This window comes from Epilithonimonas sp. 33E, from assembly GCF_059372615.1.
Genome location: NZ_CM182009.1, coordinates 2,120,102 through 2,144,678, shown reverse-complemented (window position 1 = coordinate 2,144,678; position 24,577 = coordinate 2,120,102). Strand labels below are relative to the sequence as shown.

General features: G+C 36.4%; 32 protein-coding genes and 1 pseudogene. 32 read left to right on the top strand and 1 reads right to left on the bottom strand.

Annotation, left to right across the window (positions count from 1 at the left end):
• Positions 1 to 12: 12 nt before the first annotated feature.
• The 32 genes and pseudogenes from AC5P2S_RS09830 (at position 13) to AC5P2S_RS09675 (ending at position 23,980) form a co-directional block, all read left to right on the top strand.
• The gene (locus AC5P2S_RS09830) at positions 13 to 588 is read left to right on the top strand and encodes a 4Fe-4S dicluster domain-containing protein (RefSeq protein WP_002978625.1); all 576 of its coding nucleotides are present in this window, start codon (positions 13 to 15) and stop codon (positions 586 to 588) included.
• A 10-nt stretch (positions 589 to 598) separates the two neighbouring features.
• Entirely contained in the window at positions 599 to 1,126 is a 528-nt protein-coding gene (locus tag AC5P2S_RS09825; RefSeq protein ID WP_002978627.1) for a QcrA and Rieske domain-containing protein, read from the top strand.
• A 166-nt stretch (positions 1,127 to 1,292) separates the two neighbouring features.
• On the top strand, positions 1,293 to 1,577 hold the full coding sequence (locus AC5P2S_RS09820) for a DUF6755 family protein (protein ID WP_494554777.1): 285 nt from the start codon (positions 1,293 to 1,295) through the stop codon (positions 1,575 to 1,577).
• On the top strand, positions 1,519 to 2,559 hold the full coding sequence (moaA, locus tag AC5P2S_RS09815; protein WP_494557020.1) for a GTP 3',8-cyclase MoaA: 1,041 nt from the start codon (positions 1,519 to 1,521) through the stop codon (positions 2,557 to 2,559). Before AC5P2S_RS09820 ends, moaA begins: the two co-directional genes overlap by 59 nt.
• A gap of 70 nt (positions 2,560 to 2,629) precedes the next feature.
• The gene (locus tag AC5P2S_RS09810) at positions 2,630 to 3,238 is read left to right on the top strand and encodes a molybdopterin-dependent oxidoreductase (RefSeq protein WP_002978633.1); all 609 of its coding nucleotides are present in this window, start codon (positions 2,630 to 2,632) and stop codon (positions 3,236 to 3,238) included.
• Positions 3,239 to 3,309: 71 nt separating this feature from the next.
• Positions 3,310 to 4,506: a molybdopterin molybdotransferase MoeA gene (locus tag AC5P2S_RS09805; protein ID WP_002978635.1), complete on the top strand. Its 1,197-nt coding sequence runs from the start codon at positions 3,310 to 3,312 to the stop codon at positions 4,504 to 4,506.
• On the top strand, positions 4,494 to 4,628 hold the full coding sequence (locus tag AC5P2S_RS09800; protein ID WP_002978637.1) for a hypothetical protein: 135 nt from the start codon (positions 4,494 to 4,496) through the stop codon (positions 4,626 to 4,628). The genes AC5P2S_RS09805 and AC5P2S_RS09800 overlap by 13 nt, the downstream gene beginning before the upstream one ends.
• Before the next feature lie 27 nt (positions 4,629 to 4,655).
• Entirely contained in the window at positions 4,656 to 4,820 is a 165-nt protein-coding gene (locus AC5P2S_RS09795; protein ID WP_002978639.1) for a hypothetical protein, read from the top strand.
• A 30-nt stretch (positions 4,821 to 4,850) separates the two neighbouring features.
• Complete coding sequence (locus AC5P2S_RS09790; protein WP_002978641.1) at positions 4,851 to 5,414, top strand: molybdenum cofactor guanylyltransferase; 564 nt, start codon at positions 4,851 to 4,853, stop codon at positions 5,412 to 5,414.
• A gap of 2 nt (positions 5,415 to 5,416) precedes the next feature.
• Positions 5,417 to 5,902 (top strand): Plug domain-containing protein, encoded by a 486-nt coding sequence (locus AC5P2S_RS09785; protein WP_002978642.1) that lies wholly within the window; start codon positions 5,417 to 5,419, stop codon positions 5,900 to 5,902.
• Positions 5,859 to 6,281 (top strand): TonB-dependent receptor, encoded by a 423-nt coding sequence (locus AC5P2S_RS09780; protein WP_164465341.1) that lies wholly within the window; start codon positions 5,859 to 5,861, stop codon positions 6,279 to 6,281. The genes AC5P2S_RS09785 and AC5P2S_RS09780 overlap by 44 nt, the downstream gene beginning before the upstream one ends.
• An 11-nt stretch (positions 6,282 to 6,292) precedes the next feature.
• Positions 6,293 to 6,526 (top strand): MoaD/ThiS family protein, encoded by a 234-nt coding sequence (locus AC5P2S_RS09775; protein ID WP_002978646.1) that lies wholly within the window; start codon positions 6,293 to 6,295, stop codon positions 6,524 to 6,526.
• A 12-nt stretch (positions 6,527 to 6,538) separates the two neighbouring features.
• Positions 6,539 to 7,624 carry a HesA/MoeB/ThiF family protein gene (locus tag AC5P2S_RS09770; RefSeq protein ID WP_002978648.1) on the top strand — a complete coding sequence of 362 codons (1,086 nt, stop codon included), beginning with the start codon at positions 6,539 to 6,541 and terminating at the stop codon, positions 7,622 to 7,624.
• Positions 7,621 to 8,061 (top strand): molybdenum cofactor biosynthesis protein MoaE, encoded by a 441-nt coding sequence (locus tag AC5P2S_RS09765; RefSeq protein ID WP_002978650.1) that lies wholly within the window; start codon positions 7,621 to 7,623, stop codon positions 8,059 to 8,061. The genes AC5P2S_RS09770 and AC5P2S_RS09765 overlap by 4 nt, the downstream gene beginning before the upstream one ends.
• A gap of 4 nt (positions 8,062 to 8,065) precedes the next feature.
• Positions 8,066 to 8,971 carry a bifunctional molybdenum cofactor biosynthesis protein MoaC/MoaB gene (gene moaCB / locus AC5P2S_RS09760; RefSeq protein ID WP_002978652.1) on the top strand — a complete coding sequence of 302 codons (906 nt, stop codon included), beginning with the start codon at positions 8,066 to 8,068 and terminating at the stop codon, positions 8,969 to 8,971.
• A 168-nt stretch (positions 8,972 to 9,139) separates the two neighbouring features.
• Positions 9,140 to 10,095: pseudogene (locus AC5P2S_RS09755) on the top strand (DUF438 domain-containing protein).
• 78 nt (positions 10,096 to 10,173) lie between these two features.
• On the top strand, positions 10,174 to 10,605 hold the full coding sequence (locus AC5P2S_RS09750; RefSeq protein WP_002978656.1) for an RrF2 family transcriptional regulator: 432 nt from the start codon (positions 10,174 to 10,176) through the stop codon (positions 10,603 to 10,605).
• An 83-nt stretch (positions 10,606 to 10,688) separates the two neighbouring features.
• Positions 10,689 to 11,726 (top strand): copper-containing nitrite reductase, encoded by a 1,038-nt coding sequence (gene nirK / locus AC5P2S_RS09745; RefSeq protein WP_002978658.1) that lies wholly within the window; start codon positions 10,689 to 10,691, stop codon positions 11,724 to 11,726.
• A 41-nt stretch (positions 11,727 to 11,767) separates the two neighbouring features.
• On the top strand, positions 11,768 to 12,604 hold the full coding sequence (locus tag AC5P2S_RS09740; protein WP_002978660.1) for a formylglycine-generating enzyme family protein: 837 nt from the start codon (positions 11,768 to 11,770) through the stop codon (positions 12,602 to 12,604).
• Positions 12,605 to 12,609: 5 nt separating this feature from the next.
• On the top strand, positions 12,610 to 13,173 hold the full coding sequence (locus AC5P2S_RS09735; protein WP_002978662.1) for an SCO family protein: 564 nt from the start codon (positions 12,610 to 12,612) through the stop codon (positions 13,171 to 13,173).
• Between the two features lie 19 nt (positions 13,174 to 13,192).
• Positions 13,193 to 13,618, top strand: a complete 426-nt coding sequence (locus AC5P2S_RS09730; protein ID WP_002978663.1) for a c-type cytochrome — start codon at positions 13,193 to 13,195, stop codon at positions 13,616 to 13,618.
• A gap of 251 nt (positions 13,619 to 13,869) precedes the next feature.
• Positions 13,870 to 14,595, top strand: a complete 726-nt coding sequence (gene ric, locus AC5P2S_RS09725) for an iron-sulfur cluster repair di-iron protein (protein WP_002978664.1) — start codon at positions 13,870 to 13,872, stop codon at positions 14,593 to 14,595.
• Between the two features lie 18 nt (positions 14,596 to 14,613).
• Complete coding sequence (locus AC5P2S_RS09720) at positions 14,614 to 16,863, top strand: nitric-oxide reductase large subunit (RefSeq protein ID WP_002978665.1); 2,250 nt, start codon at positions 14,614 to 14,616, stop codon at positions 16,861 to 16,863.
• Positions 16,864 to 16,952: 89 nt separating this feature from the next.
• Positions 16,953 to 17,405, top strand: a complete 453-nt coding sequence (locus AC5P2S_RS09715; protein ID WP_494554776.1) for a hemerythrin domain-containing protein — start codon at positions 16,953 to 16,955, stop codon at positions 17,403 to 17,405.
• A gap of 24 nt (positions 17,406 to 17,429) precedes the next feature.
• Positions 17,430 to 17,798: a DUF488 domain-containing protein gene (locus AC5P2S_RS09710; RefSeq protein ID WP_002978667.1), complete on the top strand. Its 369-nt coding sequence runs from the start codon at positions 17,430 to 17,432 to the stop codon at positions 17,796 to 17,798.
• Positions 17,799 to 17,849: 51 nt separating this feature from the next.
• Entirely contained in the window at positions 17,850 to 18,062 is a 213-nt protein-coding gene (locus AC5P2S_RS09705) for a hypothetical protein (RefSeq protein ID WP_002978668.1), read from the top strand.
• Positions 18,063 to 18,221: 159 nt separating this feature from the next.
• A complete protein-coding gene (gene modA / locus AC5P2S_RS09700) occupies positions 18,222 to 18,950 on the top strand; it encodes a molybdate ABC transporter substrate-binding protein (RefSeq protein WP_047096985.1) in 729 nt (242 codons plus the stop codon).
• Positions 18,951 to 18,968: 18 nt separating this feature from the next.
• Positions 18,969 to 19,652, top strand: coding sequence for a molybdate ABC transporter permease subunit (gene modB, locus AC5P2S_RS09695; RefSeq protein ID WP_002978670.1), 684 nt, complete (start codon positions 18,969 to 18,971; stop codon positions 19,650 to 19,652).
• Entirely contained in the window at positions 19,649 to 20,272 is a 624-nt protein-coding gene (locus tag AC5P2S_RS09690; RefSeq protein ID WP_002978671.1) for an ATP-binding cassette domain-containing protein, read from the top strand. The genes modB and AC5P2S_RS09690 overlap by 4 nt, the downstream gene beginning before the upstream one ends.
• Before the next feature lie 169 nt (positions 20,273 to 20,441).
• Positions 20,442 to 20,708, top strand: coding sequence for a hypothetical protein (locus tag AC5P2S_RS09685; RefSeq protein ID WP_047096971.1), 267 nt, complete (start codon positions 20,442 to 20,444; stop codon positions 20,706 to 20,708).
• A 3-nt stretch (positions 20,709 to 20,711) separates the two neighbouring features.
• The gene (locus AC5P2S_RS09680) at positions 20,712 to 21,917 is read left to right on the top strand and encodes a hypothetical protein (RefSeq protein ID WP_494554775.1); all 1,206 of its coding nucleotides are present in this window, start codon (positions 20,712 to 20,714) and stop codon (positions 21,915 to 21,917) included.
• Between the two features lie 260 nt (positions 21,918 to 22,177).
• Positions 22,178 to 23,980 carry a hypothetical protein gene (locus AC5P2S_RS09675; protein WP_047096972.1) on the top strand — a complete coding sequence of 601 codons (1,803 nt, stop codon included), beginning with the start codon at positions 22,178 to 22,180 and terminating at the stop codon, positions 23,978 to 23,980.
• Positions 23,981 to 23,989: 9 nt separating this feature from the next.
• Here AC5P2S_RS09675 and AC5P2S_RS09670 read toward each other — a convergent pair whose 3' ends face one another.
• Positions 23,990 to 24,427, bottom strand: a complete 438-nt coding sequence (locus AC5P2S_RS09670; RefSeq protein ID WP_002978675.1) for an RrF2 family transcriptional regulator — start codon at positions 24,425 to 24,427, stop codon at positions 23,990 to 23,992.
• Positions 24,428 to 24,577: the final 150 nt, after the last annotated feature.

Below are 24,577 nucleotides of genomic sequence, written 5' to 3'. Positions count from 1 at the left end.
TTTTAAAAAATTATGGCGGAGCAATTTGAAAAATTTAATGATATGGAGTTTTTCGTGGATATGCAGCGATGCATCGGCTGTCACTCGTGCGAGATGGCTTGTGCGGAGTGTGAAACCAACGGAGAAACCTCGATGATTCATATTCATTATGTTGACAGAGCAGAGACGATTCAGACCACAGTTCAGGTTTGTATGCACTGCGAAGACCCGATTTGCGCAAACGTTTGTCCGGCAGACGCAATCACAAAAGACGAATATGGAATCGTACACACGGCAGATACTTCCAAATGCATCGGTTGTGCCAATTGTGTCATCGGTTGTCCGTTCGGAGTTCCACAGATTCCGGACCAAAGCGCAATGCTGATGATGAAATGCAACATGTGCTACGACAGAACAAGTACTGGACTCAAGCCAATGTGTGCAACAGTTTGTCCGAGTGGCGCATTAACCTTTGATACCAGAGAAAATGTTGCGAAGAAAAGACCAAACAGTTCGCCAGTCAACCGCTTTATTTTCGGGAAAGAAGTCGTGAATACCAAAGTGAATATAATGATGCCGAAAGGCAGCGAAGAATTAAAAGTTTTTTAATCATAGTACTATGTCAGAAGATAATAAAAAAATCCCCGCCTGGAAAGCCGATTTCCCCATCAAAAAACGAGAGGCAGCTTACGTTTCCCGCAAAGAATTCATCAAACTCATTACCTTTTTTTCTGGGACTTTAGCATTAGCAAATGTGGCGATTCCGGTGTTTAATTATTTCAAAAAAGAAGAAAAACTCGGCGAATATTTCGTGGGATTGACCACCGACCTTAATATTGGAGGAATGCGGACTTTCTACATCAACGAAGATCACAGAAATCCTTACATGCTTATCAGATTAGCCGAAGACAAATGGAAGGTTTTCGAGCAAAAATGCACGCATCTTTCGTGTTCCGTTCTATACAATCACGATGAAAAAGTAATAGAATGTCCTTGTCATCACGGTTTTTTCAATCCCGACGATGGTTCTGTCATTCAAGGCCCGCCACCAAGACCTCTTCCACAATTAACGGTTGTCATCAAAGATGATAAAATTTTCGTGACAGATTTCATCAAAGAAGCCAAGGAAACGCACGGTCACGGATAGAACGATGATTATTTAGGCAACAATTTCCGTATTTCACTCCCAGACCTACGAAAGTGGTTCGAGGAAGTCAATCTTTTTTGCATAGGCTTTTCTCAACGAAAAAAGGATTACCGTTAAGCCGGGTTGCAACAATTCGACGGTTCAAAATAAATTAAAAAATAACAAAATGTCAATACGAAAGAAACCCATCAAAAAAGTAACATTCCGCGTCAACGAGATGTTGGTTGCCATCATCAGCATTTACATCTTGTTGGTCAGTATGCAGATGTGGCTTTTGTTCGGAACCATTAACAAAGCTTTAGACAAAGAACATATCGATTTTGCTTGGTATTCCGCAATCGGTTCTGTTGTTATATTTCTGTGTACTATTTTCTTTTTGAGATATGTACCCGATATTCCGACTGGACAAATCAAAAATTCAGAAGCTGAAAACGATAACAAAGCCTACTGATTTACTCGATTCCTTCGGACGAAAACATGATTATCTCCGACTCTCGATTACCGATAGTTGCAATTTCCGATGTCTGTATTGTATGCCCGATGAACCGTTCAAAAGCACACCATCCATCGAGTTGATGAACAGTCAGGAAATTTTCGAAATTTCTAAAATTTTTGTACAACAATTTAATATCAATAAGATCAGAATTACAGGTGGTGAACCTTTGGTAAGAAATGATTTTGAGACCATTATTAAACAACTTTCTACATTGGGAGCGAATATTGGGATTACAACCAATGGTGTGCTGCTTCATAAATATTTTGATTTGCTTGCTGAATGTAACATCAAAAATCTCAATATCAGTATCGATTCGCTCGACCGGGAAAAGTTTAAATATATTACAAAAAGAGATCTTTTTCAAACGGTTTGGGACAATATTAAAGAAAGCATAAAACGTGGGTTCAATGTAAAACTAAATGTTGTTGTAATGCGAGGTTTTAATGAAGACGAAATCCCAGAATTTATCGCACTTTCTCATCATTATCCGATTGAGTTGAGGTTTATAGAATTTATGCCTTTCACAGGGAATTCTTGGGAGAAAAATAAAGTCATTCCGATTTCCGAAATGCTCACTTTGGTTTCAGAACATTTCACTTTCGAAAAGGTGGAAGACCATAAAAATGATACGTCAAGAAAATACAGAATTGATGCAGAAAGTAAGGGCGTTTTTGGTTTGATTTCCACAATGAGCAACTCATTTTGTGCTGGTTGTAACCGAATCCGCATCACATCCGACGGAAAAATGAAAAATTGTCTTTTCGGCGCAGATGAATTTGATTTGTTAAAATCTTTCAGAAATAATGAAAGTTTAACTGAACTGATCAAATTGGGAATCATCAAAAAACATAAAGAAAAAGGCGGACAATTCTCCGAAATGGAAAATGTAAACAACCAAAAAATCATCAACAGAAGTATGATAAAAATTGGCGGATAAAAATTTTGCCAACCGATAGGATAAAAAAAACATAACGATAAGATTTCAGACAATTCGTAAATAATTACCAATGAAAATATTATCCAATTTGATTACGATTGTGATGATTGCAGTCACAATGGTACAATGCAAAAAATCTGAAGCAACCAATCCAGCGACGGATAATTCTGCAAAAACTTCTCAAAAACATTCTGAAGAAAAAGAAAACCACAAACACGACGAGAAAGATGATTTAAAATATGTGAGTAAAGAAATAAAAGTAACAGGGGATGTCGTAACACCATTGACTTTAACGGTCGATTCTTTGAAAAAAATGAAAGTCGTAGAACTCAACGATTTCAAAATTGTTTGCCAGACAGGATTGACCAAAGATAGCGTAGAATCTACAAAAGGAGTTTTGCTAACCGACATTTTGGAAAAAGCAAAAATCGCACAACAAGAGCATAAAGACCGCAATTTCTACATCGTTGCAAGAGCTTCAGACGATTACAAAGCCACCTTTTCCTGGGCAGAATTATTCAACAATCCGACTGGCGAAAAAGTATTCGTATTGTTTGAGCAAAACGGAAAACCGCTGAAAGAAAAAGGAGAAATGATTTTAGTAAGTATGACTGATACGAAAACCGGTTCGCGCCACGTAAAATGGCTGAAAAGCATCGAAGTAACCCGAGTGAAATAAGTCGAAATTGTGTAAGAAATTACCTTAAAGACTTCCATCTTCCATCATCAAACATTCAACATTCATCAAAAATGAACCATTTCATCTCCGTTTCTGAAGCTAAAAAAATAATCGAAACACAAATTTTTCGTACAGAAAAAGTGACGCTCTCAATTTTAGAAGCACAAGGTTCTTACACCTCAGAACCGATTTTTGCAACATTAGATGTTCCGTCTTTCGACAATTCTGCGATGGATGGTTATGGATTTCGATTTGATGATTTGGCAGATTTTTCAGAATTAAATGTCACTGAAATTATTCCAGCTGGGATTTCAAAAATCGATTTTGTTTTGAATAGAGGAGAAGCCGTGCGCATTTTTACGGGAGCAAAAATTCCTGATGGTGTCGATACCGTGATTATGCAGGAAAAAACGACCAGAATTGTCGACCGAATTCAATTTAATGATGATGAAATTTCAAAAGGTGAAAATATTCGTTTGAAAGGTTCTCAAACCAAAGTCGGAACAAAAATAATTGAAGAAAATACGTTGGTCAATCACGCAGTCATCGGGTTTTTGGCAGGATTTGGAATTGAGAAAATAGGAGTTTACAAAAAATTAAATATAGGACTTTTGTATACCGGAAATGAGTTAGTAGAAATAGGAAAACCACTTCTGGATGGCGAAATTTACAATTCTAATACGTACACACTTCAATCAGCTTTATCTGAAATCAATCATCAGTTTTCGTTCGTCTATCACGTAGGAGATACTGAAGAAGCAACTTTTTCTGCTATAAAAAATGGCTTAGAAACGGTGGATATTTTATTAATTACCGGTGGGATTTCTGTCGGAGATTATGATTATGTGAAACCGGCTTTGGAAAAAATAGGTGTTTCAGAATTATTTTATAAAATAAGACAGAAACCCGGAAAACCTTTGTACTTCGGAAAACTTGAAGAGAAATTTGTTTTTGCGTTGCCCGGAAATCCCGCTTCTGTTTTCTCCTGCTATCATCAATATGTGAAGCCGTTTTTGCTCGGTTGTTTTGGACGAAAAGAGTTTGATGAAGAACAAGATTTTGCCATTTCGGAATCTTTTGCAAAGAAGAAAAACAAGGATCAAACCCAGTTTCTGAAAGCATTTTACACAAAAGGAAAAGTGCTCATTCTCAACGCACAGGAATCTTATAAAATGGATTCTGTAGCACAAGCCAACTGTTTGGTGGAGTTTCCCGACGGCGCAACTGAAATCAACATCGGAGAAAAAGTCAAAATATGGAAAGTCTGAAAATCAAAGGCAGAATCTGGATTGAAACCGAATCCGGACTGAATATCGGCATCGGAAGAGCCCGACTTTTAGAACAAATTGACGAGTTGGGTTCTATCACAGAAGCCTCAAAAATTTTGTAAATTCCGTATCGAAAGGCGTGGGGAATTGTGCGGGACATCAACGCCAATTCGTCCAAAGAAATCGTCATCAAAGAAGCGGGTGGGAAATCCGGTGGAAAAAGTTCACTCACAGATTACGGAAAAAAAATTGTGGAAAAATTCAAAACAGCCGAGGAATATTTTATGAAATTTTCTGAAGATGAGATTTTTTGATGTTTAAAAATTTTAAATAAAATCAAAAAAATGAAAGCCATCATTATAGCAGGAGGCAAAAGCTCCAGAATGGGACAAGATAAAGCCTCGATGATTTTGGGCAGAAAAACCTTGATACAGCACATTATCGATAATTTGTCTTTTGTTTTTGATGAGATTTTTATTTCAGGAAATCATTCAAATTATCCAATTTCGAAGGGCATTATTAAAGATGTTACAACACAAAAAGGTCCGATGGGTGGAATTCGCTCCGCCTTAGAATTTTGCCAGGAAGATATTTTTGTTTGCAGTTGCGATATGCCCTTCGTTTCTTCGGATTTGATTGAAAATATTCTTCAAAAAAAAGTAGAATACAGAATTAATGTCGTGCGTTTTGGCGAAAAAATATATCCGGTTTTGGGCATTTATCCTTTTTCTATTCTGAATGATTTAAAGAAAACCATCGACAACGGAAACCTCAGAATGACGAGCTTTCTGGAACAACAAAACGCTCATTACATAGATTTCGAAGACAGTTTTGAGCATCAACTTTTAAATATAAATACGCCCGAAAACTTCCGGAATGCAGAAATTATATTCAACAAAAATTTATAGCAATGAATAAGAATTATGCAGTGGCAGGAGCAATTCTGCTATCATTGAACGTGTTCGCACAGGAAAAAACAAAGGTAGATTCTGTAAAGAATTATTACGAAATCCAGGAAGTGAATATCTTTGGAAAAGAGAAAAATGAAGGCCCAATTCATAAGATTGATACGCAGTTGATTCAGGATTTTAATAAAACGAATGTTGTAGATGCGGTCAATCTTTTACCCGGAGTAAGCATTACGCAAATGGATGCAAGAAACGAGGGAAGTATTTTGGTTAGGGGATTCAACTCGCTAAGAACGCCTGTTTTTTTTGATGGCATTCCTATTTACACGCCTTATGATGGCAATTTTGATTTGAGCCGTTTTACGACTTTTGACATTAACAGTATTTCTGTGGAAAAAAGGTTTGGTTTGCGTGCAATACGGATCAAATACGATGGGTGGAGCTGTGAACATAGTATCCAGAAAACCTATCAAAGCTTTGGATATTGATGGTCAATCGGGCGTTGGTTTTGCAGACGGAACGGGTGTGAATTCTTATTTTACGGCGCTCAACATCGGAACCAGACAAGATAAATTTTACATAATGGGTTCTGCTTCTTTATTGAAAGTTGATAATTATCTGATTTCAAGAAAATTTGACAGAACACAGTTGCAACCATCATTAGAAAGAGTGAATTCTGAATCTATGGATGTGAGATTGAGTGCAAAATTCGGATACACGCTTAATGCAAAATTATCGGTAAATATTGTCAAAGAAGTCAACTTCGATTTTGGTGTTAGAAATTTATTCGATCGAAATTATTACCTTTCTTATGGCTATCCAAAAGAGGGCAGAAACTTCATTACAGCAGTGAATTATCATTTTTAAATTTAATTAAAATGAAACTAAAAATATTTGGAAAACTTACGGAGATCTTTAATACCGATGAATATAATTTTTCTTTGGAAAACAATATATCCATCGCTGAGCTGAAATTGATGCTTGATAAAGAATTTCCAAGATTAAAAGAAACTACTTTTTTGGTTGCTGTTGACGGATTAAAAGCAGATAATAACCAACTGATATCTGATACATCTGAAATCGCATTATTACCGCCGTATTCAGGTGGTTAAAATTTAAGTAAAATGAATATAAAAAGATATAACAGACAGATCATACTTCCGGGTTTCGGAATTTCTACACAGGAAAAACTTTCAAGATCTTCGGTTTTGGTGGTCGGAGCGGGTGGCCTGGGATGTCCTGTGATGCAGATTTTGGTATCTACGGGAGTAGGAGTGGTTGGAGTAGCGGATTTTGACACCATAGAATTTGAGAATCTTCATCGTCAGTATTTATATAGTGAACAGGATGTAGGAGTGCCTAAGGTTATTGCTGCTGTAGAACATTTAAGTAAAATCAACTCTGAGATCGATATTATAGCATTTCAGGAAATGATAACAAATAAAAATGTTTTGTCGATCATCCATAATTTTGATGTAGTGGTAGACTGTACAGATAATTTTGCCACAAGGTATTTATTGAACGACGCCTGCTATCTGATGAAAAAACCTTTGGTCTATGCATCTCTTTTTCGAGATGAAGGTCAGGTTTCGGTCTTCAATGTGGAGAAGGAAGATCAAATGACCAATTATAGAGATTTATTTCCGGTTCCGCCCAATCAGAGTGAAGTTCCAAATTGTAATGAAGCGGGAGTTTTGCCTACGCATTCGGCTGTTATCGGAACTTTTCAGGCGAATGAAGTCATCAAGTTATTAAGCGGTTCAGCCGAGACTTTGATTCATCAGTTACTGATTTTTAATACCAAAAATTATCAATCAATGAAAATTAAATTTAATGAAAATCAAGAAAAAGCGGGACCAAAAACCATCGAAGAATTTCAAAATTTTGATTATGAAGAATTCTGTAGTCTTAATAAAAATGATGAAATAAATTCATTTTCAGAACTTCAATCGTTTTTAAATCATGACAAAAGCATTTTGATCGATGTAAGAGAAGAGGACGAACAGCCTAAAATTTCAGCAATGAAGATTTTAGAACTTCCATTTGGCACACTTGAAGAAAATTTGGAAAGATTGAATGGCTATACATCGATCTGTTTTGTATGTGTTTCAGGAATCAGGAGTCAGAAAGCGGTAAAACTTTTAAAAAGTCATTTTCCGGATAAAGAAATAAAACATTTTAAATCAGGCATAAAATCAATTTTACAATGAAAAAAATCAAAGATATTTTTATCGAAGGTCCTATCAATCCAATATTCGTTGCTGAAAGCATTACAAAGCATACGGTCAAAACCACGATTGGCGGACACAGTATTTTTCTTGGTCAGATCCGCGAAGATATGATTGACAAGAAAAAAGTTCAAGCAATACATTTTACAGCTTACAAAGAAATGGCTCTTGAAAAGGCACATGAGATCCGTGAAGAGATTATTGCAAAATATGGGTTAACCTGTGCACATATTTACCATTCGTTGGGGGAAATCAAGGTGGGTGAAATCTGCCTCTTCGTTTTCACTTCAGCTGCGCATCGTAAGGAAGCCATCAACGCCTGTGATGAAATGGTTGATAGGATTAAGAAAGAAGTTCCTTTATGGGGCAAAGAAATACTGGAAGATAACTCTCACACTTGGAAAGAAAATAAGCAATAAGTATATGGTTAATATTACTCATAAAAATAATACCCTCAGAAAAGCTATGGCTGAGGCTGTCCTGAGCGTTAGTTCACAAGAAACGATTGATGCGATTGTCAACAATTCTGTTCCGAAGGGCAATGTTTTTGAGATGTCAAAAACGGCGGGATTATTTGCTGCCAAAAAAACCAGTGATGTTATTCCTGATTGTCATCCTATTCCGATAGAATATACTTCCATACAATTTGAGATCAGAGATTTGGAAATTTATATCACATCTGAAATTCATACAATTTATAAAACCGGGGTAGAAGTCGAGGCGATGCATTCAGCTTCTGTTGTGGCACTCACAATGTATGATATGCTGAAACCGATTGATAAAAATATAGAAATCAGAAATATCAGACTGATCGAGAAAAAAGGTGGTAAATCAGACCTCAAGGATTCTGGAGTGGGAATTAACGCTTCCGTAATAGTTTGTTCAGACAGTATTTTTGCAGGGAAAAAAGAAGATAAAGCAGGAAAGGCGATTATTTCAGCATTGGAGAAAAACCTCGTGAGTATTGATGATTATATCATTATTCCTGACGAGATTGTGGAAATTCAAAGCAAAATAAACTTTTACGTCCAAAACGGAATTTCCCTTGTAATGATCACTGGAGGAACAGGACTTTCGAAAAGAGATGTAACACCGGAAGCAGTTCGTCCGCTTTTAGAAAGAGAAATTCCCGGAGTTGCAGAAGCCATTAGAAATTACGGACAATTACGAACTCCTTATTCAATGCTTTCCAGAAGTATTGCCGGAATGATTGGTGAGACATTGGTCATTGCACTTCCTGGTTCTACAAAAGGAGCGGAGGAGTCAATGGATGCGATATTTCCTGGAATTTTACATATCTATAAAATAATAAATGGAGGCAAGCATTAAATCAAATGACATAAATCAGAATAATAAAAGACAAAACACTCTTTTATTTGAAATTCTAATCTTAAATTTGTCGTAATTCTATTATTAAAGAACAAAACGCCTAGTTAGAAAAGTTTTTTTATTTTTAAATAGAAGATAAAAAGATATTAATATTTTATTAAAAAATAAATGGATAAAAATCAATTTAAATCAGGACATCCTGTTCAAACTTATTTGATCGAAGAAGAAATAATTATTTCTTTGTTAGAAGAACTGAACAATACAAATGCAAACGAAGAATTTCAGAAGTTTTACAATCTTTTCAATCAACTGGCAACCGTTGAAAGACGATTTGAAAGAAAAGAAAATCAACTGTTTCCGTTTTTAGAGCAGAAAGGATGGACAGGGCCTTCCAGAAATATGTGGTCTTTCCACGATACAATAAGGGAAATTTTCAGGATCATCAGAAAAAATATCGATGAAAAAGATCTGGATTCTGCGATGGAAAATACAGAGTATGCAGGACAGAATTTGAGGAATCTAATAGCGGTTGAGAAAACAGTTTTGTTTCCTAACGCTTTGGATATTCTTACAGAGGATGAATGGATCAAAATGCGTGAAGGAGAAGATGAGATCGGCTGGATGCTTAGCAAGCCTCCGCAAAATATCCTGAAGACAATCAATATGTACATCCATCAGAAGATACAGTCGTAAGAACCGATGTCGTTTTTGATGAAAATGCATCACATTTCGACGAAGGATATATGACAATTGAACAAGTGAATCTATTATTTAGAACTTTACCTTTAGATTTGACCTATGTCGATGAAAATGACAGAGTGATCTTCTATAATCGAGGAGAAGAACGTGTTTTCCCCAGAAGTGCGGGGATCATCGGAAGGGAGGTAAAATTCTGCCATCCTCCAAAAAGTGTTGATACAGTATTGAAAATAGTAGAGGCATTTCGGAAAGGAGAACAAAATGAAGCATCATTTTGGTTTAACTATAAAGAGAAGTTGATTTATGTTCGATATTTTGCTGTTCGGGATGCTCAGAAAAATTACCGGGGTGTAATTGAAATGTCTCAGGATATTTCTGAAACGAAAAAAATAGAAGGCGAAAGGAGACTGTTGGAATGGGAATGATAAATATCAATTAAATAAAATACTAATTTGTCTTTTATTTGTCTTAATATTTTTATCTTTGTTTTATAAAAATAACAAATGTTTTCTAAAACCTGTGAATACGCCATACGAGCCTTGATCTTTATTGCGCAGAAATCGAAAGATGGAAGTCGGATAGGCATCAAAGATATTTCATCGGGTATAGATTCTCCGGAATATTTCATTGCAAAAATACTTCAGGATCTCAGTAGAAAAGGTTTTGTGCAATCGGCAAAAGGACCCAACGGTGGTTTCTATATGGATGATGCCAATCTTGAACAGTCTGTAGCTGATATTGTGAGAGAAATAGATGGTGACAAACTATTTTCGGGTTGCGGTCTTGGTCTTAAAGAATGTTCGGAAGATCACCCTTGTCCTATCCATAATGATTTTAAACACATACGACAGGAAATAAAAACAATGTTGGAAGAATCTAGAATTCAACTTTTTGTAGAAAATCTGGATTTAAAACTGACATTCCTAAAACAATAAAAAAAATTATTACAATAAAATACTAAAAGGTGTTTTTATCTTTTTAATTTATTGGTACTAAATGTTACTCAAATATTTCAGTTATGAAAAAGACATTCATCATCGCAACAGTTTTATCAGCTTTCATCAGTCTGAATTCCTGTAAACAAAACAATTCTACAAGCTCTGAAAATAATTCAGATACAGAAAAAATTAAAACAGACGGTTCCGTAGAACAGCAAAAATCTGTAGCACCGCCCAACGTGCCGGCTCCCGTTGGAGATCGTGTAGCAAAGAAAGTTGTCGTTCGTCTGGAAACTATCGAGAAGACCGGCGAATTGGCAGACGGTACGCAATATAATTTCTGGACTTTCAACGGAACGGTTCCGGGAAGTTTTATCCGTGCAAGGGTAGGCGATGAAATCGAACTTCACTTAAAAAATAATGAAAACAATACATTCCCTCACAACATCGACCTCCACGCTGTTAATGGTCCCGGTGGCGGTGCAGAAGCCACTTTCGTAGCGCCGGGAACGGAAAAAGTTTTCAATTTTAAAGCACTGAATCCCGGACTTTATGTTTACCATTGTGCCACAGCTCCTGTAGGAATGCACATTGCCAACGGAATGTACGGTCTCATCCTTATCGAACCGGAAGGCGGACTGCCAAAAGTGGACAAAGAATACTACATTATGCAGGGCGATTTCTACACCAAAGGGAAATTTGGTGACAAAGGTCTTCAGGAATTCGATATGGATAAAGCCATTTCAGAACATCCGGAATATGTTGTATTTAACGGAAAAACCGGAGCTCTTTTGGGCGATGGCGAATTGCAGGCAAAAGTAGGTGAAACTGTACGTTTTTTCGTAGGAAACGGTGGTCCGAACCTTACGTCTTCTTTCCACGTGATCGGGGAAATCTTCGACAGAGTGTATATGGAAGGCGGCAGCAAAATCAATGAAAATGTACAGACCACGGTTATTCCTCCTGGTGGAGCGTCTATTGTAGAGTTCAAAGCAACCGTTCCCGGTGAATATGTGATTGTTGACCACGCAATTTTCAGAGCTTTCAACAAAGGAGCTTTAGGCAAAATTAAAGTTACAGGACCGGATAATCCTGCAGTTTATAAAAAGAATCCATAATTTTTTTTCTTGTTTCATTGAGGTTTAGCAAATACAAAGCAATGAGAGTTTTTATCATCATTTGTGCAGTCATCCTGAATTTGGGTTTAGCTTCCTGTTCACAAACTCCCAAAAGTCATCAGAGTACGTCTATAGCAGATCATCAGTTAGAATTCATTTCCAGTTCAAAAAAAATGATGAAAATAGACAGCGGATCGTACAGAGCTTTTATCGGAAAAGATTCTAACAATATTATTAAAGTAAAATCTTTTTATATTGATAACAGCCCGGTGACCAATGCAGAATATCTCACATTTCTGAAAGCTAATCCTCAATGGACCAGAAGCAAAGTGCTTCGGTTATACGCAGACAGCACTTACCTCAAACATTGGAAAGGCGATTATCAGCTTCCGGAAAAAATAAATCCCGACGCTCCCGTAACCAATGTTTCCTGGTTTGCCGCAGAAGCGTATGCCAAAAGTGTGGGCAAAAGGCTTCCAACAATAGAAGAATGGGAATATGTAGGACTTGCAGACCGCAGTTCTAAAAATGCTTCTGATAAACCTCATTTTACAGATTTTATACTTAGAGAATACCAACAGCGGAAAAGCAATATGAATAAAGTTGTAAGACAAGGTGAACCCAATTTTTACGGCGTTTACGATATGTACGGAATGGTTTGGGAATGGACGTACGATTTCAACTCGGTGATGATGAGCGGAGAATCCAGAAAAGACAATACCACCAACGAGTCTTTGTTTTGTGCCGGTGGCGCCATTACCGCTTCGGATCTTAGAAATTATGCTGCCTTTGTGCGTTATGCACTTCGCGGAAGTATCAAAGCTAACAACTGTCTCAACAATCTCGGTTTCCGATGTGCAAGAGATTTTAAAAATTAAAAAAAATGAAAAACTTACTTTATATTTTGTTGGCAATGGCAAGTTTGTCCTGCAGCAAAAAAAACGAAGAAATAAGTCCGGATTCCATTTATAATGTCAGTTCCAAATGGGAGAAACAGGACGGTAAAACCATTACGTTTTCTGATATGAAAGGGAAAGTTCTGGTTACTGCAATGATTTTTACATCGTGTAAAACCGCTTGCCCGAGACTCACTGCCGAGATGAGAACCATCTCCCAAAAAGTAGGAAAAACCAATCCGGAAGACATCCAGTATGTTTTGATTTCCATTGATCCGAAAAACGATACACCGCAGGTAATGAAAGCTTATCTGGATACCAATAAATTCGATGAAAAACAATGGACATTTATCCGCAGCAATGAAGATGATACGCGGGAACTCGCCAACGTAATGGCTGTTAAATACAAAGAAATCTCCCCGATAGAGTTTTCCCACTCCAATATCATCAGTGTCTATTCCAAAAAAGGAACTTTAGCTTATCAAAAAGAAGGTTTGGACTCCGGCGATGATGACCTTGTAAAAGAAATTAAAAAACAAATAGAATTATAATCCATAAAAATCTTTAGTAATGAAAAACTTATTTTTTACAGCAATTTTGCTCTCTCTTACCATCACTTCTTGCTCAGAAAAAAAAGAACAAGTAGCAGAACAGCAGCCCACAACAGAATCCAATACAATGATGGAGGAACCAAAACCTGCAGCATCTGCTGATACTGCTTCAACAACAGCCGCAGCAAAGCCCGAAGACGAAGGCAAAGCTCTTGTAGAAGGCGCAGACTGCCTGTCTTGTCACAAGGTAGATTCTAAATTGGTGGGACCGGCTTATCAGGACGTAGCAGCAAAATATACCGAAGCCGATATCGACCATCTTGCACAAAAAGTGATTGATGGCGGAAAAGGTGTTTGGGGCGATATCCCGATGACACCGCACGCCGGACTCAGCAAAGAGAACGCTCAGAAAATGGTAAAATATATCCTTTCACTTAAAAAATAGATTAACAACTTATTCAATACTATTTTGTCATTCCGTAGGAATCTCAATTTACTGATGAGGAATTAAGGACTTATTCTGAATGGATTCCTTCGGAATGACAAATAATAGGCTTGAACAAACTAAAAAGCAGAGTTGTTTATAGTAAAATAGGAGATTTATTGATAATGAACTATATCCAATCAGAAAACTAAAAACCAGAAAATCAAAATAAAAAAATTTTAAAATAATAAAAGATAAAAAAGTATTTAATTATGAATATCAAGACAGATTTTATAGGAGAGATTGTAGCTGAAGATTTCAGAACGGCAGCTATTTTCAAAAAAAATGGTATCGATTTTTGCTGCAAAGGCGGAAGAACCATAGAGGTTGCCTGCGAAAACAAAATGCTGGATGCCAATTCAATTTATGCAGAGATTGAAAATCTTCCTCAGGATAATGGTGGCTCCATCGATTTTAAAAGCTGGCCACTGGACTTGCTGGCAGATTATGTAGAGAAAATCCATCACCGCTACGTGTATGAAAAAACGCCTATTTTACAGGCTTTCTTAGACAAACTTTGTAAAGTGCACGGCGGTCGTCATCCGGAATTATTCGAAATTAAAGAATTGTTTGATGCTTCTGCACAGGATCTGGGCGCACATCTGAAAAAAGAGGAACTGATGCTTTTCCCATTCATCAAAAATATGGTGAAAGCCAAGATTGATGGCAGTGCTATTCCGCAGCCGCCTTTCGGAACAGTAGAAAATCCGGTAAATATGATGAAGCACGAACATACCGTGGAAGGGGAACGCCTACGACAAATTGCAGAACTCACAAACGAATATACGCCGCCAGCCGATGCCTGCAACACCTACAAAGTGACATTTGCAATGCTTCAGGATTTCGAGAACGATTTACACCAACATATCCATCTGGAAAATAATATCCTTTTCCCAAAATCTATCGAGTTGGAGAAAGAGTTTTCAGTGGAACATTAAGCATCAAAACAAAAATATATGACACCTAAAAAGTTATGGACGTGGCTTGCAGCCGTTATTATTGGTTCCTTTGCTGTCCTCATTTTCTTCGGCGTGGAGATTTACAGGAAAATTCCGCCCGTTCCCGATAATGTGGTGACCACCGATGGTAAAGTGATAGCTACCGGACAAGACATCAAAGACGGTCAGAATGTTTGGCAATCTATCGGCGGGCAGACTGTCGGTAGTATTTGGGGACACGGAGCCTATATTGCACCCGATTGGAGTGCCGATTATCTCCATCGTGAATCTTTGCTTCTTCTGGAAGAACTGGCTAAAAAAGAGGGGAAAGTCTATAAAGATTTACCGGATGACGAGCAGGCAAAATATCAGGTATTACTGAAAAAAGAACTTCGTAAAAATACCTTAGACGAAGCCACCAATACAATTGTGATTTCTCCTGAAAGAGCAAAAGTACAGGCAGAACTGGCAGATTATTACGCTAAAATATTTATGAATGCTCCGGAAATGGCAAAACTGAGAGATCAGTACGCCATCCCGAAAAATACGGTAAAAACTCCGGAAAGAATGGCAAAAATGAATGCCTTTTTCTCTTGGGCAGCCTGGGTTTGCATCACGGATCGTCCTGGTGACGATGTAACGTACACCAACAACTGGCCACACGATGAACTGATTGGCAATGTACCACCGCCATCGTTACACCTTTGGTCCGGTTTCAGTGTGCTGATGTTGCTGGGTTGTGTAGGTCTGCTGGTATTTTACCACGCCCGAAACAAGGAGGAAGAAATCAATTCAAGCGAGATGCTGCCTTTGGAAGATCCGCTCAGAAATATGAAACCAACACCTTCTATGAGAGCAACGCTGAAATATATTTGGGTAGTGGCATTACTGATTTTGGTTCAGATGCTTGCAGGCGTTATTACTGCCCATTACGGAGTAGAAGGCAGTGCTTTTTACGGTATTCCGTTGGATGAGGTTCTTCCGCAATCCATTTCCAGAAGCTGGCACGTTCAGTTGGCGATTTTCTGGATTGCAACTTCCTGGCTCGCTACTGGTTTATATATTGCTCCTGCCGTTTCGGGTTACGAACCGAAATATCAGGTTTTAGGTGTCAATGTATTGTTCGGAGCGTTGCTGATTGTGGTTTTCGGTTCTTTGGCGGGACAATGGCTTGGCGTGATGCAGAAATTAGGTTATGTAGATAATTTCCTTTGGGGACATTCCGGTTACGAATATGTAGAACTGGGTAGAATTTGGCAGATCTTATTGTTAGTAGGATTAATTCTTTGGTTAATTCTTATGGTAAGAGCACTTTTACCCGCATTGAAAAAGAAAGATGGTGACAGACATTTACTATTATTGTTCACACTTTCCGCAGTAGCAATTGCCCTATTCTATGGAGCCGGATTGATGTACGGAAGACAAACCCATATGGCCATTGCAGAATACTGGAGATGGTGGGTGGTTCACCTTTGGGTAGAAGGATTCTTCGAAGTTTTTGCAACCGTTGTAGCAGCCTTTTTATTTACAAGATTGGGATTATTAAGATTAAAGGCAGCAACTCATGCTGTATTATTTTCAACCATTATTTTCCTAGCGGGAGGTATTTTGGGAACGTTCCACCACTTGTATTTCAGTGCGACGCCAACAGCAGTTTTGGCTTTGGGAGCTACATTCAGCGCACTTGAAATTGTTCCTTTGGTTTTAATTGGGTTTGAAGCTTATCAAAATTATCAGATCAGTAAATCTACCAAATGGATCAAAGCATACAAATGGCCAATCTACTGTTTCATCGCCATGTGTTTTTGGAATTTCCTTGGTGCAGGTATTTTCGGGTTTGCCATCAATCCACCGATTGCATTGTACTATATTCAAGGACTCAATACAACCGCAGTTCACGGCCACGCCGCACTGTTCGGAGTGTATGGAATCTTGGGAATTGGTTTGATGATGTTTATGTTGAGAGGATTATATCCTGACAGAGAATGGAATGATAAACTCATCGGCTGGGCATTTTGGCTAACAAATATCGGATTGTTAGTAATGGTAACCATCAGTTTGTTGCCGATAGGAATTATGCAATCCGTAGCCTCTATTAAAGAAGGATATTGGTACGCTCGTTCCGCAGAATTTATGCAGACCGATATGATGCATACTTTACGTTGGCTACGTGTTCCCGGTGACATTTTACTGGCGCTAGGAGAGATGCTGTTGGTAATTTTCATTATCGGACTGAAAACCGGCTGGTCGCTTAAAGAGAAAAGATAAAATATGATTAAAAGCAGGAACCGTCATCTTATTTTGGCGGTTCTTTTTCATTAATTTTAAAGATAAAATATCAATAAAAATTCAATCCTATGAAAAGAAACGAAAATCTCGTACCCTTATCCCGAGACCATCATTTTGGTTTGCTTTGTTGCTGGAAAATCCGCCAGGGCATCAAAAAAGAGGTTTCTTACGAACGCATCAAGAATTACATTAATTATCATTGGGAAAAGAATCTTCATAACCATTTCAAGACTGAAGATGATGTGCTTCCAGAATTGTCGAACGAGGGTTTACAGAACCAAATGGAGAAAGAACATCGCGAAATTAGCTGTTTAATTGGAAGTATCAATCAATCAAATAACCAACAGTTGCTATCAGATTTTGCTGATGCTTTATACAAATATATCCGTTTTGAGGAAAGAAGTGTTTTTCCTTATCTTGAAGAACATCTTTCCGATGAACAGATGGATACAATAGGTTTAGAATTAAACCAACATCATCACAAAGAAGATGATGATTATGAGGATGAATTTTGGAAATGATTATCAATTTTAAAAAATAAATCAATGGAAATCGTATTAAAAAGAGTGTACGAAGATGCTTCTCCCGAAGATGGTTACCGTGTTTTGGTAGATCGGATTTGGCCAAGAGGAATCTCAAAAGAAAAAGCCGCTTTGGATGAATGGGACAAAGATCTTGCACCATCAACAGCGCTTCGGGAGTGGTTTCATCACGATCCTTTGCTTTGGGAAGAGTTTTCCCGGAAATATAAAGAAGAACTTTTGGAGCAAAATCCCGGAAAACCTTTCCTGGAAAAAAATGGGCAACAGGAAAAAATAACGCTGGTTTATGCAGCAAGGGATGAAAAACATTGTCATCCTTTGGTTTTGAAAGACTATCTGGAACAATTGCTCAACAACAAATCAAAAAAATAACTTTGATATTAAATTAAAAACTTTGATATTAAATTAAAAACTTTAACTGAAATGAATCATACTTTAGGAGAATATCTTTATCTGGCAATGGGAGAGTGCAACGGGCACAAAGTGGTAATGGGAATTGGATACACCTACGAATATGCCGACAAAAAAGCAAAACAGTTCGAAGAAGCAAGCCAAGGAAAAGTAAAATATATTGATGTTTCAGTCGTAAAATCTGGTGACAAAGAAAAATGCAAGACTTTAGAAAGACAAGTTTAAATCTTCATTTTTCGATCATTTGTTTTTGGATTTTCAATCGATAATCATACCTTTGAAAAGGATAAGAAAGTCTTATTTTGAATCTTTCTTTTCGCATAATTTATGAGCAATTGGATATATTTGAAACTGTTAGTCTGTACAATTTTAATGTCAGTTATGATGTTGAATTGTAAAAAAAAAGAACCAAATTCATCTGAAAAATCCACTCAAAATTCTTTCATTTCCGTTGCGGCGGCAGCTAATCTTAGGGACGTTTTAGAAGATTTAAAACAAATTTACATCAAAGAAAATCCTGATAAAAAAGTAGAAATTACTTTTGGTTCTTCTGGTTTGCTGGTTCAGCAGATCTTAAATGGTGCACCTTTCGATTTGTTTTTATCTGCCGATACTCAATTTCCGGAAAAATTAAAAAGTGCTGGGAAAAATTATGGAAATCCTAAAATTTACGCTTATGGAAAGGTCGTTTTGTGGAGCTTCAAAAAGGACGTTTCTAAAGGTTTGGATTTGTTGCAAAATCCTGAAATAAATAAAATTGCCATCGCAAATCCTGAGCTCGCTCCATATGGAAAAAATACAGTCGAAGCTTTAAAAAAATCAGGATTATATTCCAAAATTGAAAACAAAATCGTTTGGGCAGAAAACATCAGTCAAGTCGCACAATTTGCGTCGACAGGAAACGCAGATGTAGGTTTCATCGCACTTTCCAATGCTAAAAATAAAGAAATGATGAGGCGAGGAAATTTCTATGAATTATCTGAAAAAGAATGCGCGCCGATTGCCCAAAGCGGAATCGTTTTGAAAGGCAAAAGCCAAACTGAATCTCAAGATTTTTTTGATTTCATCAATTCGGAAAAAGCAAATGAAATTTGGAAACGTTACGGTTATTAAACCAAAATTTCAAAATAAATGCTTGACCAAGACTTCATTTACACCTTGCTCCTCACTGGGAAATTAGCGCTAATTACCACGGTAATCCTCATTCTCATTGGAATTCCGGTTGCGTATTGGCTTTCCTATTCTCGGTTTAAACTGAAATTCATTGCAGAAACTTTAATTTCAATGCCGATGGTTTTGCCACCAACAGTGATGGGATATTATCTTTTGGTCGCCTTCAGTCCGGAAAATGCTTTCGGGAATTTTCTTCAAAAATATTGTGATGTTCGGCTCGCTTTTTCGTTCCAGGGAATTGTGATTGCAAGTATCATTGCCAATCTTCCGTTTATGATTCAGCCATTGCAGAACGGGTTTTCGGCTTTGAATGATGATTTGCGACAAGCTTCCTACACAATGGGAAAATCGAAAATAGTTACTTTGTTCAAAGTCCTTATTCCAAATATAAAAAAATCTGTTATCACTGGAATTGCGCTCACTTTTGCCCACTGTATCGGCGAATTTGGCATCGTGATTATGGTTGGCGGAAATATTCCCAAAGAAACCAGGATCGCTTCAGTTGCGATTTACGACCAGGTTCAGGCGCTCAATTTTGAGGCTGCTAACCGTTATGCATTCGTGCTTTTCATCCTTTCCTTTCTTATTTTATTGTTGATTTACAGCATTAACCGAAAAACTAATTTTACCACATTCCGATGATTGAAATTCAGATAAGACATCAAATTTTTACTTCGTCAGGAAATAAATTTCTTGAGGTGAATGAGCGGATTTCAGAAGGAAGTTTTGTGCACGTTTCAGGCGATTCCGGGATTGGAAAAACCACTTTTTTCAAAATACTTTCGGGATTGATTGATCCGGATTTTGGTTTCATTAAATTAAATGATAAAATCTTGCTGGATACTGCCAATAAAATATTTCTACCACCTCAAAAACGAAATATTTCACTGATGTTTCAGAATTACGCCTTGTTCCCAAATATGAATGTGAAACAAAATATCGCTTTCGCACAAACGGAAAAAGACGAAAATATCGTTGATGAATTATTAGAAAATTTTGCCCTCAAAACCTTCGAGAATACATCGCCTTCTAAACTTTCTGGCGGACAACAGCAAAGGGTTGCATTGGCAAGAACTTTAGCCCAAAATGCTGAAATTGTTTTGCTCGATGAACCATTTTCTGCAGTAGATATTGCGATGCGAAAAGTGATGTTAAATGAATTATTGGAGTTTAATAAAAACAATAATTCCACATTATTTGTCATCAGTCATAGTGAAGAGGAATTTGAAAGTTTTTCAACATACAATTTGAATATCATTTAATTAAAATCATAATTTTCAGCTTTAGATTCCATTAAAAATCCAAGGATTTTAACAAAATTAATTGTTAAAAATTAAAATAAGACAAAAATGTCTTATTTTTGATTTCTATCACATCTTTATTTTTATTCAGTATAATAAAAACTATTTCTTTGTAAAAAAATTTATACTTATGAAAGTAAAATCACTTGTAGCTCTTGTATTGGGCTTATTCATTTTTAGTTCTTGTAACAGTAGTGATGATAGAGAAGAAGACATTGCATCAGCAGGAGAAATCAAAACGCATCAGGTTTTAGATGCCAGATCTTATACCAATTGGGTTTATTTTTCATTTTCAAAAAATGAAATTGTAACCGTTACCGATGTTCAAGCTGACAAAAATTGGGACATTATCGCTTACGAATTGGAAAATGGAGAAATTATTTATATCCCTGAGTAATTAATGAAGAATTTTAGTATTTGGTTAAAACTTTGCGTTTTCAATTTCTTTGTTGTGTCGGTTGTCGGCGTGATGATGAGGTACAATATGGCTTTTTCTTTACCAGGATTAACGCACAAATTTACGCAGGAAGCGCACTCGCATTTTGCTTTTTATGGCTGGGTTTCAGCAAGTATTTATCTTTTTGTTACGAAATATTTGAGTGAAATTTCCGAAAAAATAAACTTCAAAAAATACCAATTTTTAATGATTGCTAACCAAATCGGTTCGTATGGAATGTTGTTCACTTTTCTTTATGGAGGCTATTTTTGGTTGTCAATCATATTTGCGTCAATTGCTTTGTTTACGGGATTTGCGTATTTTATATTTTTATTAATTGATACAAAATCAAATAGAAATCCTGAAATAATCTGGTTAAAATCAGGTGCTTTTTTTACCACAATTTCTGCAATTGGAATTTTTGGGTTGGCTTATTTTTCTTCCCGAAAAGATGAATTTAAAGTGCTTTTTAGAGCCTCAACTTATTTTTATCTGCATTATCAGTACAATGGATTTTTTCTGTTTTCGTGTGTCGGTTTGCTTATGATTTCATTAAAAAAGTACGGCATTCAAATCTCAGAAAACTTGAATAAAACTATATTTTTCCTTTTATTCATCGGTTGTTTTTTCGGTTACGGACTTTCAATTTTATGGACAGAAATTCCTGATTTGTTGTATGGATTTTTTACCATAGTTTCACTCATTCAACTTTTAGGAGCGTGGAAACTTTGGAGTTTTGTTTGGAAAAATCGATCGAAATTCTCAGAAAATCATTTCATTCAAAAATTATTATTGGCAGTTGTCGGATTTTCTTTTTTAATGAAGTTTATCTTGCAAATTGCTTCTGCTATCCCGTCTTTAGGCATTTATGCATTCAACAGCATCAATATTGTCATTGCGTATTTGCATTTGGTTTTACTATTGGGAATTAGTCTTTTTCTAATATGGAAAATAGTAGATTTGGACTATTTTAAATTTGATAAAACAGTGAATTGTGGTATTTTATTAATGGTTTTCGGTATTGTTTTAAATGAAATCATCTTGTCATTCGCAGCTATTTTTTCCATCTTTTATATTCCGTTTTTGAGTGCAAAATATTGGTTGCTATTTGCCTCAGTTATCATTATGATTTCAATCGGTTCTTTTATCAAATCTTTAAAAGTAGACTAACTTTTTGGTAATTTCATAATCTTTTGATTCTCATTGATGTTATCGTCAATTTTCTCATATTATTTTTATTGAATTATCGATGGTTTTGATGGTGAAATTAGTATGATATAAATCCTTTTTTTCGTGCTTAAAAAATGTTGCTATTCTTGACATAACAACCTCTGAAAATCTTAAATTTGTTAGGACTTTCAGCACGGTTATTTTCTCTTGTAACTACTATGAAATCTCGGAACTCAAACAATTAATTCAATTTATAAATAATGAACAAAAAACCTGCACACAACTTTTATATTCCTGTGATGGGACTCGCTTACACAATCGATAGTCCAATCCGTGTTGCTCAATTTGGGATTTCATCTGTAGTTTCAATTATAGATGACGAAATTGTTGAGAGAATGCGAGATTTTTACAGTAAAAAATTCAATTTCGATTTTAAAGAAATTTCAATTAAATCTGAAGACCACAGAGCGGAGAGAATCACGGCTTATCTGGATATGATGGATGAAATTGTGACCAAAAAATTTAAAGATTTCAAACATGAAATTTCAAAAAATACAGAAAGTCTCAAACAGTTTATCGGAATGTTGCCAAGTACTTCTGGCTTGAGAGATGGTTTGCAAAATATCCTCAACAAAAAAGATAATCTGGCGGAAAGCATCAAAAATTTCGTTGATAATCATTTAAATCCAGGTGAAATAGATGTGAATATTATGACGAAAGTAGACAAGGATAATTTTGTGAAAAATGTTCAGCTTTCGACTATTTATAATGATGCACACTCTTCTTTGCGAGGTTTTGCCAATAGCAAATTGTCGTCATCCGTCATTTTTTCTGCCGGAATGAATCCAAGATTGTATAGTTATCTGGAAGAGTTTGAAGATTTTTTTCCTAATGAAAATGGCGAATTGAAAAAGAAAATCATTCTTAAAGTCAGCGATTTTCGCTCTGCGATGATTCAGGGGAATTTTCTTGCGAAAAAAGGACTTTGGGTTTCAGAATACAGAATTGAATCTGGACTAAACTGCGGTGGACACGCCTTCGCAACCGACGGACTTCTTATGGGGCCAATTATGGAAGAATTCAAACAAAAGAAAAACGAGCTTCAAGCTTCGGCTTTTGCTCTCTGGAAATCAGCCTTGGAGCAGAAAGGGAAAATGACAACTTCCGAACCTTTGGAAACCAGAATTTCTGTGCAAGGTGGTGTTGGAACTTCTGAAGAACACGAGTTTCTTTTGACCACATATAATGCGGACAGTGTGGGTTGGGGTTCGCCATTTTTGCTGGTTCCAGAGGCAACTTCTGTGGATCAGGAGACCAGGAACCTTTTGATAAATGCAAAAGAAGAAGATTATTACCTGAGCAATATGTCGCCATTGGGAGTTCCGTTTAACACAATCAGAGGCACGAGCAATGATGAAATCAAGGATATGAATATTTCAAATCAAAAATTTGGGAGTTCTTGTCCAAAGAAATTTTTGGCGCTCAGCAAAGAATTTACACCTAAAGGAACTTGTACGGCTTCCAAAAAATATCAGGATATAAAACTGAGTGAATTGAAAACTAACAGGTTAAAATTGACTGATAAACAATACGAGAAACAGAAGCAAAACATTACAGAAAAATCTTGTCTTTGTGTTGGACTTGCAAATTCTGCATATTTGGAGTTAGATATCCTGGTAAAAGGGGAGAAGCAAGTTGTTGTTATTTGTCCGGGACCGAATCTTAGTTTTTTTGATAAAGAGGTTTCACTTTCGAAAATGGTTCGTCATATTTATGGTTATGAGAATGTTTTATCAGATGATCGACGTCCTCATTTATTCATCAATGAATTGAAACTATATGTCGATTATTTTAAGAATGAAATTCTGGAATTCTCTGAAGAAATCACCAAATCTCAGGTGAAAAAGTGGGAGATTTTCAAAGGAAATTTGCTGAAAGGAATTGCTTATTACGAAGAACTTTTTGCCGAAACCAATTATTTCAAACCAAAATTAGATTCTATTTTTTCTGACTTAAAATCTTTCAAACTGAAATTGAATCAAATCAAAATTCCTCAATTATAATAACTGAATTCATAAATCACTTGGCACACCCATCATCTGCATCACGCTTCCAAGATCTTTTAAATCTTTGATTTTGTACTTGAACATAATCAGTACCTTTTCTTTTACAGCAACCGCAAGATGGTGGATAGGGCAAGGGTTATCTCCATTACACTGTTTAAGTCCTAAGAGGCAGGAAGTAAGAACTTCTTTTCCCTCGAAATTTTCATAAATATCTTTGATTGTCAGGTTTTCAAATTGTTCATCAGTCAGAAAAAAACCGCCCCCTTTTCCTTTTCCTGAAGAAATCAATTGTTTTTTGGTCAGCTGCTGCAAAATTTTTGAAGTAAAATAAGTGGGCGTTCCTATTTGTTCTGAAATATCAATAATTCCTATCTTTTTCCTCTCGGTTGCAAGAACTATACAGGCTTTAATTGCGTATTGACAAGTATTGGAAAATATCAACATTGATTTTAATTAATAATTTAATCTAGACCCTCGGATTTATTACTCTGAACAGAATAGAATGTAAAAATACAAAATCTTTATCTATGATTTTCCTGTTTGTTAGATGTGAGTAAAGTTTTAAATCAATTGAACGAATCTTCAGCATGTTTA